Consider the following 16491-nt stretch of genomic DNA (forward strand, 5'->3'; position numbering starts at 1 on the left):
AATATGGGCGGCGTAGCCTCTGCCAAGCGTAGAAGCAATATCGTCATTCACTTGATTCTCATCGCGGGAGCCGTCATCATGGTGTTCCCGTTCCTCTGGATGATCCTCACGTCGCTCAAGACGACGACGGAGGCGACCCAGATTCCGATCCGACTGTTCCCCGCCGAGCCCAGCCTTCGCGGTTATCGTGATGCGCTCGCGCAGTCTCCTTTTCTGCATTATTACGCGAACACGCTGATTGCGGCGTTCATGAAAACGCTGTTTCCCGTCATTTTTAGCGCCATGGCGGCTTTCGCGTTCGCGCGCATCCGCTTTCCGGGCAGCGCGCTGTGCTTTTTCCTGATTATCTCGGTCATGATGGTGCCGAACCCCGTATTTTACACGCCTCAGTACATGATGATGAGCAAGCTCGGACTCGTCAACACGGTGACCGCGCTCTGGATCGCCTCGCTCGTGAGTCCTTTCGCGACCTTTCTGCTGCGGCAATTTTTCCTCGGCATCTCCAAGGAGCTGGAGGAGGCGGCCGTGCTGGACGGGTGCAACCCGTTCCAGATCTTCCGCCATATCATGCTGCCGCTCGTGAAGTCGGCGCTCGTCGCGATCGTCATCATCCAGCTGCTCTGGTCTTGGAACGAACTGCAATGGCCGCTCATCATCAACAGCTCGCCGGAGAAGCTCACGCTGTCGGCAGGCCTCGCGACGCTCGTGTCCATGTTCCTCACCGATTACCCGGTACTCATGGCCGGCGCGTTCATGGCCGTGGTCCCGATGCTCGTCCTGTTTTTCATATTCCAACGCCGGTTCATCGAGGGCGTCGCCTTCAGCGCCAGCAAGGGCTGACCGAATGCTTGGGAAGATGAAATAGTTAGCGGCCCGAGGCGCAGCTCCAAGCGCGGAATGCGCGGTTGCAGCGGCGTGTGTATATGAGATGACGTCTGTAAGCGAGAAAAGCGAGCTTGCAGCGGTTTGCTGTAAGCGCAAATGGTGAGCTTGGAGTCACAGAACACCGGTTCGTTTAGGAGGCTTGTTCTGTGGCTCCGATTTCTTGCGTCCATGCGCCCATGTGCATGAGGAAGAAGGGAGGGGCGATGCATCCTGCCAAAGCCAAGCGTCACACAGAGATTTGTTAGCGCTATCATCTGAAAAATCATAAAACGAGGAGGATTTAGATGCATTCAATATCAGCACGCCGGATTCGAAATTCGTCGTTTAGCGTGTTTCTAGCGATGTGCATGCTCTTGAGCTCCGTTATGGCGAATACGGCTCCGAACAGAGCCTACGCAAGCACGGATCTGTCGCGCGTGCCTAGCAATCCGTATCCGAGCCCCGCGGCGGACACTACGCTTACCAAGCACGATCTGACGGCAGCGCCAAGTCCGCTCGACAATCCGCTCAAAGGCTTCGCGCCCTTTTATCCGTGGGAGACCGAGACTTCATTTCCCCACAGCCTGGAATGGGTCTACGTCCCGCTGAAGGCGGTGATGAACGGCCCGAATTCCTTTACGTTCGATACCGGCATAGAGACATCGCTAAACGCCATTGCGGCAAGAGGCAATCAGGCCGCGATCAGAGTCTATCTTGAATATCCTGACAAAGCGGATGCCATTCCGCAATTCATCCATGACAGCGACATTGCCATGCGTCACAACGATGCGTTTAACCAGGATGAACCCGACTACGACAATCCGCTCATGGTCGAATACTTAACCAACTTTATACAAGAGTTCGGCGCCAGATACGATGGAGATCCGCGCATCGGATTTATCCATATGGGCCTGGTCGGACTGTGGGGCGAGTGGCATACCTGGCCGTACGATACGGATACGAGCAGCGACAGCTATCCGAACCACATGCCGAATGCCGATACGGTCAACGCTATATTCTCGGCCTACGATACGGCTTTCGACAAAACGAAGCTCGAAGTCCGCAATCCGGACCTGCCGAACGCGGGCGAGTATAACTTCGGATATCATGACGACTCGTTTGGCTTCAAGGAAGGGGATCCGCTGCAGAGCGTGACCCAGCCGGAGAGCATGGGCGGCGCCTACTATTCGTTTATGACCCGGATGCTGGAAGCGGGCTCTGAGAATAAATGGATCACGGAATCCGTCGGCGGCGAGGTCCGCCCGGAGATCCAGAGCCAATTCTTCAGCGGCGGCGCCAATGTGGACAACGCCATGGACGATATCGAGCTCACTCATGCGACGTGGATGATCAACCAGGGGGGCATCAGCAATTACAACGCGAACGATCCGACGGTTGCCGCGGGCGTGAGGAAGATGGGCTACGACCTGAACGTGAAGAGCGCGCATTACAATAATGTGGCTCAGGGAGATCCGCTTAAGGTCGGCGTAACCATACAGAATAACGGCGTGGCGCCATTTTCCTATCCCTGGAAGGTACAGCTGGGCGTGAAGAATGCATCCGGGAAGCTGGTTAAGCAATGGGACACGACGTGGGATATCACGAAGGTGCAGCCTTTGCAGATCAGGACGTATCCGGAATGGAATGTGGCCGGGGACCCGAAGTATGTGGCGTTCGGCGAGCCTTATTACTTTGATACGACCCTACCTGATCCGGACCTCGGAGACGGCTATTATAATCTGGTCATGAAAGTCGTCAATCCGCTGGAGGCCATCAGCAATAAGGCGAAAAAGGTCGGATTCGCGAATACGAATCAGGATAAGGAGGGCTGGCTCAATCTGGGGACGGTGCTGGTGGGGGACTGCGACTCTCCATGCTCGCCGCCGCCGACAACGCCTCCGCCGCCGCCGACGAAGCTGCTCGTGGATGATTATGACGGGACGCCCGCTTGGTCGGGAAGCACGCAGAACGATCTGAATCAATGGACCGGTTCCAGCAACTTCGCCAACGGGAACGGCGCCGGCGTCGTTGAAGACGGATCGCTGGTCCTCCAGTATCAGAATATGTCCCGGCTCGAGACGAATATCGGCCGCAATCTGGCCGCTACGAGCAAGCTTGTCCTTCGGGTGAAAGGCGCCGCCGGCGGCGAAGAAAGCCAAGTTAACGCCACGATCGGCGGCGTCACGAAAACGCTCGGTCAATTCAGCGGCGATACCATAACGACCAGCTATAAGGATCTCGTGATCGACCTGCCGGCGAACGGCGTGGATCTCTCGCAAACGATCTGGAGTATTGCCATCGCGCAAGCGACCTGGAATACGACGGGCACGATCTCGATCGATGAGATTTATTTTACGGATAAATACGAATCGGATACGGAGACGGGCGGAGGCGGCGGTACGGATCCGGGTACGCCTCCGGACCCTGGCACGCAGGCGCCGGGACTTATCGATAACTTCGAGTCCTATGCCGACGATGCGGCCCTCGGGCAAGCGTGGACGGAGGCCTGGTCCGACAAGCCGGGCTCGGTGACGAGAACGGTCGGCGGAGCGAGCGGGAGCAAGGGCCTCAAGCTGTCCGTCGCCGATGGCGATTCGGAATGGTCGAATATCATCCATGCCATTCCTGAAGGCAAGCGCGATTGGTCCCGCTACGACGGCTTAAGCTTCTGGGTGAACAACACGACAAGCGACAGCAAGGACTTTAGCTTGAATGTAGTCCTGCAGACGCCTGCCGCGAACGGAGAGTTCGGGTTAAAGGACGGCGGAACAGCCATGACGCTCGCTGCCGACGGAAGCTGGCGCGCCGCGGCATTTAACGGCGCCTCGCTGAACGTGCCTGCAGGCTTTAGCGGCGTGGTGAGAATTCCTTGGGATCAGTTCGTTCAAGCCGCATGGCAGTGCGGCGGCGATCAGGCAGCATGCGCCGGCGTGCTGGACCCCAGCGAGATCAACGGACTTCAGTTCGGGTTCCCGCCGAAGGGCTACGCCCATAACTTCGTCACGATCGATGACATCCTGCTCTACCGGGCAGATCGCATACTGGACGGCTTCGATTCCTATGCGGACAACGCCGCGCTGCAGAACATCTGGAAGATCGATTGGGAGGACGGAGATCCGTCCGCGCTTCGGACGATCGACAAGGTGAACTTTGCGGAAGGCACGCAGGCGATGAAGTTGTCCGTGTCCCCGACGCCCGGCAAGCCGGCATCCAATTGGGTCAACATCAAGCGCGCGGCGTTTACCGGGACGGATTCGGACTGGTCCGACTATGACGGACTTACGTTCTGGGTGAACAATATCTCGCCAAGCAGCAAGAGCATGAACCTGAACGTTGCGCTTGTGACAGACGCGTCGAAAGGCGAGTTCTCCTTAAAAGCCGGAGGCGCCGTGAAGTTTTATGACGCTGCGGACGGCTGGAAGACAACCACCCTGGGCGGAGGCTCGCTGTCGATCGCTGCCGGCTACAAAGGAATGATCCGAATCCCTTGGGACGCATTCTCTCAATCGGCCTGGCAGGGCTGCGGCGCTTGCGGCGCCGAGTTCGACAGCAGCAAGGTTCTGCAAATTCAATTCGGTTTTGGCCCGGTCAGTCAATCGGACAATGTCCTCACGATCGATGCGCTTGGATTGTACGCCTTGGCGGGCAGAACGAGCGGCGGCGGCGGCGGACCTTCGGAGCCGGAGCCCGTAGATCACCCGAGCGCGCCGGCTTGGGCAACGGCAGAGGGGACGCATGCGCTCGCGTATCGCAGCGCACCGGTGGATAATCCCTTGAAGGGACTTCTTCCTTTCTACAATGCTTCGGAAGAAGCTTACTTTACGGAGGGCGACGACTGGAGAAACCGTCCCGCCCAGCTGCCTTACAGTCTGGAGTTCTTCTACCTGCCGCTTAGCAAGCTGATGAACAACCTGAACGACTTTGACTGGACCGAGCTGGACAGACGGCTTGAGGCTGTGGCCGCCAGAGGCAATCAGGCCGTATTCAGAGTCTATCTGGATTACCCGAATAAGCCTTCGGGCATCCCGCAGTTTCTAATCGATGAAGGGCTGAAGACGTTCCAATACGAGGGGTACGACAATGGCAAGGATGCCACGAGCGAAGCGCCCGACTACAACGATGAGCGTCTGATGGGCGCACTGGACAATTTCATCGGCGCGCTTGGTTCGCGATACGACGGCGACCCGCGGATCGGATTCATCATGATCGGCCTGATCGGCTTCTGGGGCGAGTGGCACACGTACCCGTACGACGGGAATCTGAAGTCGCCGAACCTGATGCCGACCGATGCCAACCTGAAGCGGGTCCTGACCGATATGGACGATGCGTTCGACAGCACGCAGCTCGTTCTCCGGTATCCGATGGACAACAGCACGCTGAAGACGACCAACTTCGATGTCGGTTATCATGACGATTCGTTTGCTTTCCAGACGCTGCCGCCGAGCCTGGGCGGTCAGGGCTGGCATTTCTGGGGCCGCATCAAGGATGCGTCGGCCACGGCGTTCTGGAAGACGAACAGCATGGGCGGGGAGATGAGACCCGAGATCCAGCTGAAGATGTGGAACAACGATCCGCCGAGATACAATGAACCGTCGGCGCCGATCGAGGGCGCGCAGGGCGAGGATTACTACACAAGCCTGAATCTGACGCATGCCTCCTGGTTGATAACGCAAGGCGTATTCCAGACCCCGCTGGCGCCCGAACCGCTGGCCAGAGCGACGGAAGGCTCGCGCAGGATGGGATATGAGTACTACGTTCCGGCTGCTTATCTGGAAGCCGCGGACGGAAGACTGAAGGTCGGCGTAGAGGTGGAGAACAGAGGCGTAGCGCCCTTCTACTATAACTGGAAGGTCGAACTCGCCGCTCAAACTGAAAACGGCATCGTGAAAATCTGGGAGCCGGGTTGGGATCTGAAAGAGATTCTACCGAATACGAACGGCTTCGACGGCAACAAGCTGTTCGAGTCGACGACCCATCCGGCATTGAGCAACGGCAGCTATCAAATTCTCATGCGTTACGTCAATCCGCTCGAGCAGATCAATGCGGACGCCAAAGCGTTCCGCTTCGCCAATGCCGAGCAGAATGACAGCGGATGGGTGACGCTGGGCACCGTCGCCGTATCCGGCAGCGCGGCCGAGGCGCCGGTGCGGGTCACGAGTCTGACGGCCGTTACGGCGGATCACCTGAAATTGGCGGCGGGCGAGAGCAAGCAGATCAGCGTGGCCGCGGCGCCTGCGGAAGCGAGCAATCCAAGAATAAACTGGTCTTCGGCTGACCCTGCGGTCGCTTACGTATCCGCGGCAGGCTTGGTCAAGGCCATCGGCAACGGCCGGACCGCGATTACGGCGAAGACATCCGACGGCAATATCGCGAAGCAGTTCCAGATTACCGTATCGTCCGAGCCGGATCCCAATCCGCCTCAAGGCGATACGACGGTCATCCCCGCGACGCCGTCGCCTGAGCAAACGAAGGATGGCGTTAAGCTGTCGCAAGAGGCGATAAAGACGGTTCAGAAGACGAATGACGATGGCACGACCGATACGAACGCAACTATCGACGCGAACCGTCTTCAGGAAGCATTCCAACTCCTCGCGAGACAGTTAACGACATTAAGTACGGTTACGATCGATTTGAAAGACGTTGACGATAGCGTGAAGGTAAACATACCGGCAAACGCATTCGTTAATGTGGTTAAGGATTTGCCGGACGCTTCCATTCTTATACGATCCGAGCTCGGGGGCTACAAGGTCCCTATCGGGGTTCTGGATTTGGAAGCTTCGGCGAAGAAGCTTGGCGTTAGCCTGGAAGGGATGACCATCCGAGTAGAAGTGAATCGCGTGTCCGGCAAGATCGCAGATCAAATAATGGCACAGGCGCGTTCGGATGACCTTGACTTGCTATCTTCTTCTCTGGAGTACCGTATATTTGCCCAGTCCAACGTACGGTCGATCGAGATCGCCGATTTCGGCAGCACCTATGTCGAACGATCGATGATCCTGCCGGGCGCAGTGGACGAGACGATCGCTACCGCGCTCCTGTTCGACCCGGGTACCGCGACCTTCCGTTTTGTTCCGGCTCTATTTAATAAAGACGGCGACCGCACCGAAGTCGTCATCAAACGGAATGGGAACAGTATCTACGTGGTGGCATCCGGCAGCAAGACCTTCGCCGATGTGGCCGGCCATTGGGCTAAGCCGGAAATCGAACGGTTGGCGTCCAAGCGGATTGTCGACGGGGAGGCTACCGACCGCTTTTCGCCGGACAATCCGATTACGCGCGCGGAGTTCGCGGCTCTAATCGTTCGTTCGCTGGGATTAAGCGCTCCCGATGCTTCAGCAGCGTTTACCGATGTAACCGACGGAGACTGGTTCAGCGATTCGGTTGAACAAGCGGTGAACGCAGGGATTATCGAGGGCTATCAGGATGGTTCGTTCAAGCCCGATGAACGAATCACCCGCGAACAAATGGCGGCCATGCTGTCTAGAGCGATGAAATACGTGAACAAGCCAGTCGCTGCCACCGGTAGGATGGATTCCATCCTAGAGAAATTTACGGACAGCGGATCCATCGGCGCATGGGCGAAGCCGTCGATCGCCGAGCTGCTTGAGGCTCAGATCATCAAGGGGAAATCGGCGACGACGATCGATCCGACCGCCCCTGCTAGCCGGGCCGAAGCCGTCGTCGTGCTCGCGCGGTTTTTACGGTTCATTTCGTTCATCAACTGAATGCTGGAGCCTCGGCAGGATTGCGCCGAGGCTTTTAGCGTGCATTTTGAGCGCCTATAATGCAATTAAAATGGTATTATTACTCCTGATCGGGGGGCGTGCCAAGGATGATTCAGTTACGTCGAATTTATATGATCGGATGGCTAATCGGCATCATAGCCCTAACGTCAGCCTGCAAGATAGCGGTGGGCCCCGATGCTGCCGGAGGCGGGAGTGCCCCAGGGGCGCAGCGGGCGAGCGTCACCTTAAGGATGATCATGCCTGGAGACGAATCGGCGCGCATGCGCGAATTCATCGACAATGAGCTGAACGCCCGCTTAAAAAAGGAATTGAATATTAAGCTGGAACTCACGTATATCCCCTGGTCGGACTATCAATCCAAGGTGGAGCTTGCCTTGTCTACTGGCGAGAATTACGACCTGTTTTGGTACGGCATGTCGTTCGTGTCGGATTACAAGGCGAAGGGCTACCTCAGGCCGCTCGACTCGCTGCTGCAGACGCACGGTCAGGCATTGACCGCCAACATTCCTTTGGACAACTTCAAGCAGTATCGGATGGACGGCAGACTCTGGGCGATTCCTTCCCAGGCGTTTACTTCCGCGGGCAAGTTCACGTCGGTAATGGTGCGCCAGGATTTGTTGGAATCGGTCGGTATGAAGGAAATTCGCACGATCGCCGATCTGGAAGCGTTCTATCTCAAAATGCGCGCTGTGGATCCCAGCTACTACGGATACCTGGAGACCGACCGGGGCCAGGACGTGCTGTGGCGCGAGCTGTCGGATCAGCCCCTTACGTTCCTCGACGAGAATCAAATGTTCGCCGTAAACGAGGAGACGGGCGCCCTCGTGAATTATCTTGAATCCGATTTGTACGAAGAGGTGGCGCGGGTACGGGAACGGTGGGTCGGCATCGGGTTGATCGACAAACGCCTCGCCGGCAACAAGGCGGCGAATATCGACGAGGAGGTCGCGGGCAAGCTGCTGTTCCGGGTAGGCGCTGTCTCCCGGGCGATGGAGAATCTGCAGACGGTCCAGAATGCCGACCCCGACGCCAAGCTCAGAGAATATTATTTGTTCCCCAGCAAACCGAAATATATCGTGGCGCCCTCCAACGAGGCTTATATGATTCCGGCAAATGCGCAGCACCCCGAGCTCGCCATGCAGTTCATGAATTGGATTCTGCAGAGCAAGGAGCACTACAACTTCATCATCTATGGCGTGGAAGGCAAGGATTACCGCATCGAGGACGATAAAATCAAACTGCTCACCAACGACCAGTTCATGTACGAGTGGATGTGGCGGAACAAAAATTATTTCATGGCGACGACCAATGTCGACGACTCCGTCGTGCAGGACATGATGCATAACGACGATAATGCGAAAATATCGCGAATTTTCGGCTTCCATTTCAATCCGGAACCGGTCAAAAACGAATATGCCAAAGTGCTCGCGATCTATAACGAGAAGTTTCTGCCGATCAATCTGGGAATCGTGAGCTACGACAAGGAATTCCCCGGCTCGATGGAGGCGCTGAACAAGGCGGGATACGATAAGGTTTGGGGTGAGCTGCAGCGGCAGTACGCGGCTTTTCGGGCAGCACAGGCCGCTCGCGCGGATCAGGAGGCGTTGAAGTGAAATCCAGCATTTTTACGAACATGGTGCTTGCCTTGCTTCTTCTGCTGACCCCGATCATTACGCTTTATGCATACTCGAACTATACGAGCTCGCGCGTATTGACGCGGGAGATCGTCAAAGCGAAGCGGACGCAGATCCAAACGTTCGTGGGGCAGCTCGGACAAATGTTCGCCCAATACGATTCTTATCAAAAAATGCTGTACGAGAGCACGGAAGTGCGCAATCTGGCTTATCCGGATCTGCTGAGCGACGACCTGCTCCATTATCGTACGCTTAAAACGGTATCCGAGGAAATCAACCGCCTGACGGGGTATGGAAGATGGAAGGGCATCATCGCGGTCGTCTATCCGAAGACGGGAATGGTGATCAAGAGCAACTCCAGCCTGGGCGCCGTGCCCGCGGCACTGCCGGACAAAGACGGCTTCTGGAGCTATCGGACGAATCCGAAGGGCGAAGCATACTTCATTGAGACCATCTCCAACCCGGCCAAAAACGACAAGGACGAAGAGTCGGATCTGACGGTCGTGGCGAAAGTGGACGAAGGCGAGATTAAAAGCGATCTGTCCGAAATGAAGAGCAACGGGCTGGAGGATCCATTTCTATATAAGCCCGGCGATAACCCGATTTACAACTACACGGCGAATCAAGCGCTGATTCAGGAAATGCTGCCCGAGCTTGACCCGCGAGGCACTGAAGGGACGTTTGATCCGTTGCTTATCCGCACTAGCGGCGGCACGTACCAGGTACATATGGACATGGTTCAGTCGCTGGGCTGGTATCTGGTGGACTACGTACCGATCGACACGATCATGGCCCCGATCAAACGCAACCAGATGATGTTCTATTCGATCAGCGGCATGATGCTGTTCATGGCTTGCATCCTTTGCTTTTTACTGTATCGAAGCGTGCGCATCCCGTTCCGCAAACTGATGCAGGGCATGAACTTTATCGAGAAGGGCATCTATACGAGCCGGATGAAGGATCCTCCAAAGGGGGAATTCCGGTACGTCTATCAGAAGTTCAACTCGATGGCCGCGCGAATCGAAGAGCTCATCGAGGACGTGCTGAAGGAGCAGATCCGGACGAAGGAAGCCAACGTGAAGCAGCTGCAGTCGCAGATTAATCCGCACTTCCTCTACAACACGCTGGCGTATATTAAGAGCATGGTGGAGCTGGGGGAGAAGGAAGCGGCCGTTTCGATGACCATGAACCTGAGCAGGTATTACCGCTATACGACCAAGCTCAGCAGCAGCTTTGCGACCGTTCAGGAGGAATTGAATCTGGTCGAGAATTATTTGGATATTCATCGCATGCTGACGGACGATTTCGAATACGAGATCGATATCGACCCGGCGATGCTGACGATGGAGATTCCCCGCCTGACCTTGCAGCCTTTGGTGGAAAACGTGATCGTTCACGCCTTTAGAAAGCCCGTAAAGTACGGCACCGTCCGCATCCGGGGCGTACTGGAGGGGGCAGGCATCGCGCGGCTATCGGTCGATGACAACGGCGCGGGCATCGAGGCGGCGCAGTTGGAATCGCTGCAGGCGAAGATCCGCAGCGCGCCAAGCGATCGGATCGATTCCGGGTTGCAGAACGTCCATCAACGGCTGATGCTGCTGTTCGGCAAGAGCTCCGGGCTTTTCCTCGGGCCGTCCGAATGGGGCGGATTGCGCGCCGAATTGATATGGCAGGTGCTGGACGACGAGCCGCAATGACGTTGTAGGCTTAGGTTCCTGATCAAACCAACGTCGCTCCTGACAGTATTGAGTTCTTGAACGAAGTCATGTCGATGACAGTGCCTTGGTTCAGCCTGGACGATTCGGCGGCGAACGCCATCAGATGGCTGTCCAGCGAAGCTTGCGCAGATGTCAGGGTGCCCCGGTAATTGCCCTCGCGCAAGTCGAGCAGAAACTGGCGCATGATGCCTTCGTCTCCGCCCTGATGTCCCGCTGCGCCTGTGAACGTAGAGATGACGCTGCCGGCGCCGCTCGAGAATTCGAACAGGTCGATCTCCTCCTTCAGCAAGTCCCCGCGAATCTCTCCCTTCGTGCCCATGATCTGTACGATGCGGTTGATGTCGCGCGTAAAGCCGCACATGCTGAACGTCACGGTCGCCCCGCCCGCGAACTTCATGTTGACGACCTGATGATCGACGACATTATTGTCCGTCCGGTAGACGCATCGCCCATAAGGTCCGGTCAGCACGGCGTTCATCCGGTTCGCCTCTGTAGGCGGCGTGGCGATGAGCGCGGCGAACCCATTGTCTTCGAGCGGCTGCATGTAATAGCGCGGCGCCGAGTACGGGCAGGCGGCTTCGACGGCGCAGCCGTCCGTGCAGCGCTCAGTCGAGCCTGCCGGCGCTTCTTCGGCACGGAAGTGCTTCAGGGAACCAAATGAGCTGAGGCGTACGCACTCGTCGTCCACGAGCCAGCGGATCAGGTCCATATCGTGACAGGACTTGGCCAGAATCATGGGACTGGACAGCCGGTCGTTGCGCCAATTGCCTCTGACGAAGCTATGGGCATAGTGCAAGTAGCCGACGTTCTCGTTGTGCTGGATCGAGACGACCTCTCCGATGACCCCGTCCGACAGCAATCGTTTTAGCCGCTGCCAGAAGGCAGCGTAGCGGGAGACATGGCAGATGGACAGCAGCAGACCTGCGCGGTCGGCCGCCTCGGCCATCCGGATGCATTCGAGCGGTTCGTTCGACATCGGTTTTTCCAACAGCACGTGATAGCCGCGGTCCAATGCCGCCATCGTCGGCTCGTAGTGCATCCGGTCCTGCGTGCATATGAGGACGGCGTCGCACAGCTTCGGCTGTCCGAGCAACGGCTCCCACGATTCGTACAGCTGAGCGTCGGTCAAGCCGAGCTGCTCCGCGGCTTCGGCTCTCCGCGCCGGATCCGGCTCCGCGACCGCGACGAATTCGGCCTCCTCCGGATGTAGCCGCACGTAAGGCGCATAGCTAAGGAGTCCGCGGGCTCCCGCGCCGATCAGCGCTAGTCTAATTTTAGTCATGGCTTTAAGCTCCTATCGCTTCACTTTGTCCTTGGCAGAGCCCCGCCAGGGACTTTTTTGGCTTCGATTTTTATTATGCGGACAACGCCGGGAGCTGGAAAGGGTTTCTAAAGAATGGGGCTTCAATCTTAAATTTGAGGCATTTCTCCGGGCAAATCCGGTGACTTATGATGAAGCTGTAAAGCGCTTACAAATTTCCGCGACTCGCTGGATCGCGCCTTAACCTAGTGCAGCCGAGGAGCGGGCCGAAGAGAAGAGAGGGCCGGAGAGAAGAGAGGGCCGGAGAGGAGGTGAGAATCGAGGACGGCAGTAGGACTCATCGATCGAATCCGCATTCAATCCCAATCGAACTGGAGTGAACGTTGTGATGTGGAAAGGAAGACTCGCCAAGCCCGCCGTGATGTTGATCGTCTTTTTCCTGGTCGGCTCGATGCTGCTTATGAACTTCAGGCTGCCGCATGCCGCCGCCTCGGGCGAATGGCAGACCCAGACGTATGATCCGAATAAGCCCGGTCTGGAGCAAAATCCGTTAAAGGGCTTTTTGCCGTTCTCCAAGCAGCCTTCGGAGAGCGTCGATCCGAACAACGGTTTCCCGCACAGCATGGAGTGGTTTTACGTTTCGCTGCGCGACCTGATGACAGGCTGGAATACTTATAATTGGGCGCCGCTCGACGCCTATCTGAACGATATATCGAGCCGAGGCAACCAGGCCGTTTTTCGCGTCTATGTCGACTATCCGGGCCGTACGACCGGCATACCGCAATTTTTGATCAACGGCGGGCTGCTGACCCGAGACTACGATCAGAACGGCAATCACGACAGTTCCACGCACAGTCTGGCCCCCGATTGGAACGATGCCAACCTCAACCTGGCTCTGCGTCAGTTCGTCGCGGCGCTCGGCGCCCGGTACGACGGCGATCCGCGGATCGGCTTCGTGACAGCAGGCTTGTACGGCTTTTGGGGAGAGTGGCATACGTGGCCATACAATGCCGCCCCGAACGACTGGCAGATGAACCAGTCGAACCGGGACGGACTGCTGACCGCGTTCAAGGACGCGTTCAACACGACCCAGGTACTCGCGCGATACCCCTATTCCGCCAGCACGTCGGCGCTGAAAAACGCCTTCGGCTACCACGACGATTCGTTCGCTTACGAGACGCTGACCCAGACGACCTGGGACTTCTGGAGCCTCATCACCCAGAACGGTCTCCAGTCTATCTGGCAGACGCATCCGATCGGCGGCGAGCTCTATCCGCCACTCCAACAGGATACCGGTTTCTGGCAGACTTGGCCCAATCAGAACGGCCAGAATTTCCAAACTTCGGTCGAGACGACGCACGCCTCCTGGCTGATGTACGACAGGGTATTCAAGTCGTCCCTGCCGAGTCAGACTGCCGCATCCAATGCGCTGCGGGCGCACAAGATGCTGGGCTACTCGCTGTACAACTCCGCCGTACAGCTGCCGGATTCGTCCGCGTCCTCGCTGCAGGTCAACGTGAAGCTGCAGAATAAGGGCGTTGCCCCGTTCTACTATAATTGGCCGGTCGAGTTCGGCGTGCTGAACGCTTCCGATGCCTGGGTGAAGTCACTCGGCACGGCGAGCTGGAACCTGAAGAGCGTGCAGCCGGGCGGCGCGGATTATAGCTTCGCCTTTAACGCGAACCACAATCTGCCCGCCGGCGACTACAAGCTGGTCATGCGCGTCGGCAATCCGCTCACGGGCGGCAAGACGCTCCGCTTCGCGAATACGCGGCAGGACGCGAACCGCGACGGCTGGCTGACGCTGTCGGGCTTCCATGTATCCGCTGCCGCCACGACTTCTACGACGCTGGCCGATCCGCCTTTGACCGGCGGGGCTACGCCGACGCCGACACCTACGCAAACACCGTCGCCGACGCCGACACCCACGCCTACGCCGACACCGCCTTCCGGCACGATCGTCTATGAAGCCGAAGCTTCGGGCAATACGCTCGGAAGTCCCGCTACCGTCGTTAGCTGCGCGACATGCTCCGGCGGCAGCAAGGTCGGCTATGTCGGCAACGGCGGTACGCTGCGATTCAACGGAATCACCGCGCCTTCCACAGGCGATTATACGGTGACGATCCATTATCTGAACGGCGAAGCCAGCCGGTACGCCGCGCTCAGCGTGAACGGCGGCGCAGGCACGTCGATTAACTTCCCGAGCTCCGGCGGTTGGACGACGGTCGCTTCCTTGGTCAGGACGGTGCATCTGCAAGCGGGCACCAATACGCTGTCGTTCTCCCAGCCGACCGGCTATGCGCCGGACTTCGACCGCATCGCCGTCAGCGGGGGCGCGATGCCGCTCGTTTTCGACAATTATGACAGCGCTAACCAATATAACTCGCTGCATGCGAACGACATGGGGGGCGGGTATTGGGGAGACGGCAGCGTCTCGGGCAACGGTTCTGAACTGACGCTCTCCGGTGTCAGTTGGTGGGATGCCACATTTAGCGCTGCCGAGACGAACGTCAACTTATCCGCTTATACGTATCTCGTTTACGTCGTCAAGAGCAGTACGAACGGCGCATCGTTTAACGTCACGATGTGGGATGCAGGAGGCGCGAAGGGCACCAAGACCGTCGCCGCTACGACCGCTTACCAGACGATCCGCATCCCGCTGGCGGACTTCGCGGGCTTCGACAAGGCGACGGCCATCAAGTTCAAGCACAGCGCGTTCACGGGCAACTTTACGATAGACGAGATCCGATTCGAATAAAACGACATAAAGAAACCCGCAACGGAGTTGGTTGCGGGTTTTCTGACGTCACTTGCTTGCGACGATCGCGTCCCGGTCGACAGCGCCCGGCACCTTTTCCATCCGATGGTGCTTCAGCATGATTTCCGCGCCGTCTTCGGCATACTTGCCGATCTCTCCAAGCAGTCTTACATAAGTTGCTACCAGATCCCGTCTAGGGCTGTTCGGCGCGGCTACGCCATAATTAGCCGCACTAGCCACGTTTAGGCCGGCAATATGGAACATCATGAGCTTTTCGGAAAACGGAGCAACCGTCGAAGTCGTCACGCCATCATCCCAATAGTTTGGCGCAGGCAGGTTATCGTCTCGAAGGATCGAACTAAAGACATCGACATGCTTGCTTGCGATGTCTCGTCCTCTGAGCATCCAGTCGCGAACGTCCTCCGTCCGGCTCACCTGGGCAAACCCCTGAATCAGGGCTTTACCCAACAGATTCGTCATGACGTTCGCGTATAGATGCGCGATCTCCGGTCCATTGACCGGCCGCTTATCTCCGAAAACCGCAAAGAAGTAGCTCTCCTTATGAACGAATTCCGGCGAATCCGGGATCGGAATTTTCGGAGCTCTAATGTATATTCCTTTGGATTCCATCAGGTCGATGGCGCGGTTTGTAATTTCCGCGGACGATTCCATGCATCCTGTCAGGTAATCGCGGACATCCTTCCTTGAAGACACCGGAATGGCCATTGAATAGATCATCATGCCTTGCTTGCCGAAGTTCATTATATAACCGATGCATATCTCATCCGAGTAGAGGCGAGGCGCGCCTCGGGTTACGTCCTCGTTCGTAAAGGCAATCGGCACGGGTATTTCTTCGGCTTGAAAAAATTCGCTTAACCACTGAACATGCCTTTCGCTAATTTCAAGGCAATATAAAACAAGATCTTTAATTTGCGTATCTTCGACTGTATCCGCGAAGTGGCTGAGTACGCAAGTCGCCATGGTGTCGCCCTGATATGCGGACCATAAATTGGCGATCTCCGGCGCCGTCAGCGGGATGTTCCTTATCGGTTCCAAGGGGGCACGCGCTCCTTTGTCTTTTTCGTTAGTCTTCCTGACGAAGAATAAGTTATACCTCTGGGCGCCGGGAGGGATCGAGCGAGGGAATGGTCAAATTAAATTCCCAATATAAACCTGTTGCTTCTATGAATCTATCCATGGTATATTCTTATTCCGGCCGAGAGAGAGCGTTGGTCGGCAAGCAAGAGATTGCTCCTTGAAAACTGAACATCGAGCGTTAAAACAAACGGGGCCTGAAGCCTTTCGAGGCGGAAGCAAAAGTTATACCAGCAATGAAATGAGCAAGTCGAACTACCACCTGTGCATTTTGACTTTCGTCGTTTCTAACGAAACGTCTTTCGTCAAAAGCACTTATATGGAGAGTTTGATCCTGGCTCAGGACGAACGCTGGCGGCGTGCCTAATACATGCAAGTCGAGCGGATTTATGATGGAGCTTGCTCCTGATTAAGT

Annotated in this window: 7 protein-coding genes and 1 rRNA gene; 6 read left to right on the forward strand and 2 right to left on the reverse strand. The window is 57.0% G+C overall.

Annotated features, from left to right (window positions below; genetic code table 11):
• The first annotated feature begins 3 nt into the window (after positions 1 to 3).
• From PQG80_RS04305 to PQG80_RS04320, 4 genes are all read left to right on the forward strand, one after another.
• Positions 4 to 840 carry a carbohydrate ABC transporter permease gene (locus tag PQG80_RS04305; protein WP_271749893.1) on the forward strand — a complete coding sequence of 279 codons (837 nt, stop codon included), beginning with the start codon at positions 4 to 6 and terminating at the stop codon, positions 838 to 840.
• 410 nt (positions 841 to 1250) lie between these two features.
• Positions 1251 to 7589 carry an S-layer homology domain-containing protein gene (locus PQG80_RS04310; RefSeq protein WP_271749894.1) on the forward strand — a complete coding sequence of 2113 codons (6339 nt, stop codon included), beginning with the start codon at positions 1251 to 1253 and terminating at the stop codon, positions 7587 to 7589.
• Positions 7590 to 7840: 251 nt separating this feature from the next.
• Positions 7841 to 9223, forward strand: coding sequence for an ABC transporter substrate-binding protein (locus PQG80_RS04315; RefSeq protein ID WP_271749895.1), 1383 nt, complete (start codon positions 7841 to 7843; stop codon positions 9221 to 9223).
• Positions 9220 to 10941: a sensor histidine kinase gene (locus PQG80_RS04320; protein WP_271749896.1), complete on the forward strand. Its 1722-nt coding sequence runs from the start codon at positions 9220 to 9222 to the stop codon at positions 10939 to 10941. The genes PQG80_RS04315 and PQG80_RS04320 overlap by 4 nt, the downstream gene beginning before the upstream one ends.
• Before the next feature lie 22 nt (positions 10942 to 10963).
• On the opposite strand, the gene PQG80_RS04325 is transcribed toward PQG80_RS04320, so the two are convergent.
• The gene (locus PQG80_RS04325) at positions 10964 to 12244 is read right to left on the reverse strand and encodes a Gfo/Idh/MocA family protein (protein ID WP_271749897.1); all 1281 of its coding nucleotides are present in this window, start codon (positions 12242 to 12244) and stop codon (positions 10964 to 10966) included.
• A 367-nt stretch (positions 12245 to 12611) separates the two neighbouring features.
• On the opposite strand from PQG80_RS04325, the gene PQG80_RS04330 reads away from it, so the two are divergent.
• Positions 12612 to 14981, forward strand: a complete 2370-nt coding sequence (locus PQG80_RS04330; protein ID WP_271749898.1) for a DUF4832 domain-containing protein — start codon at positions 12612 to 12614, stop codon at positions 14979 to 14981.
• A gap of 48 nt (positions 14982 to 15029) precedes the next feature.
• Here the strand turns inward: PQG80_RS04330 and PQG80_RS04335 are convergent, their stop codons facing one another.
• Positions 15030 to 16037, reverse strand: coding sequence for a DUF3231 family protein (locus PQG80_RS04335; protein ID WP_271749899.1), 1008 nt, complete (start codon positions 16035 to 16037; stop codon positions 15030 to 15032).
• A 355-nt stretch (positions 16038 to 16392) separates the two neighbouring features.
• Between PQG80_RS04335 and PQG80_RS04340 the strand changes: the two genes are divergently transcribed.
• A 16S ribosomal RNA gene (locus PQG80_RS04340) occupies positions 16393 to 16491 on the forward strand; the annotation flags it as partial.

Source organism: Cohnella rhizoplanae (genome assembly GCF_948329515.1).
Lineage (GTDB): Bacteria > Bacillota > Bacilli > Paenibacillales > Paenibacillaceae > Cohnella > Cohnella rhizoplanae.

Coding starts and splice junctions, on each gene's coding strand:
- PQG80_RS04305 (WP_271749893.1), top strand. CDS start 4: ATGGGCGGCGTAGCCTCTGCCAAGCGTAGAAGCAATATCGTCATTCAC.
- PQG80_RS04310 (WP_271749894.1), top strand. CDS start 1,251: ATGGCGAATACGGCTCCGAACAGAGCCTACGCAAGCACGGATCTGTCG.
- PQG80_RS04315 (WP_271749895.1), top strand. CDS start 7,841: ATGATCATGCCTGGAGACGAATCGGCGCGCATGCGCGAATTCATCGAC.
- PQG80_RS04325 (WP_271749897.1), bottom strand. CDS start 12,244: ATGACTAAAATTAGACTAGCGCTGATCGGCGCGGGAGCCCGCGGACTC.
- PQG80_RS04330 (WP_271749898.1), top strand. CDS start 12,612: ATGTGGAAAGGAAGACTCGCCAAGCCCGCCGTGATGTTGATCGTCTTT.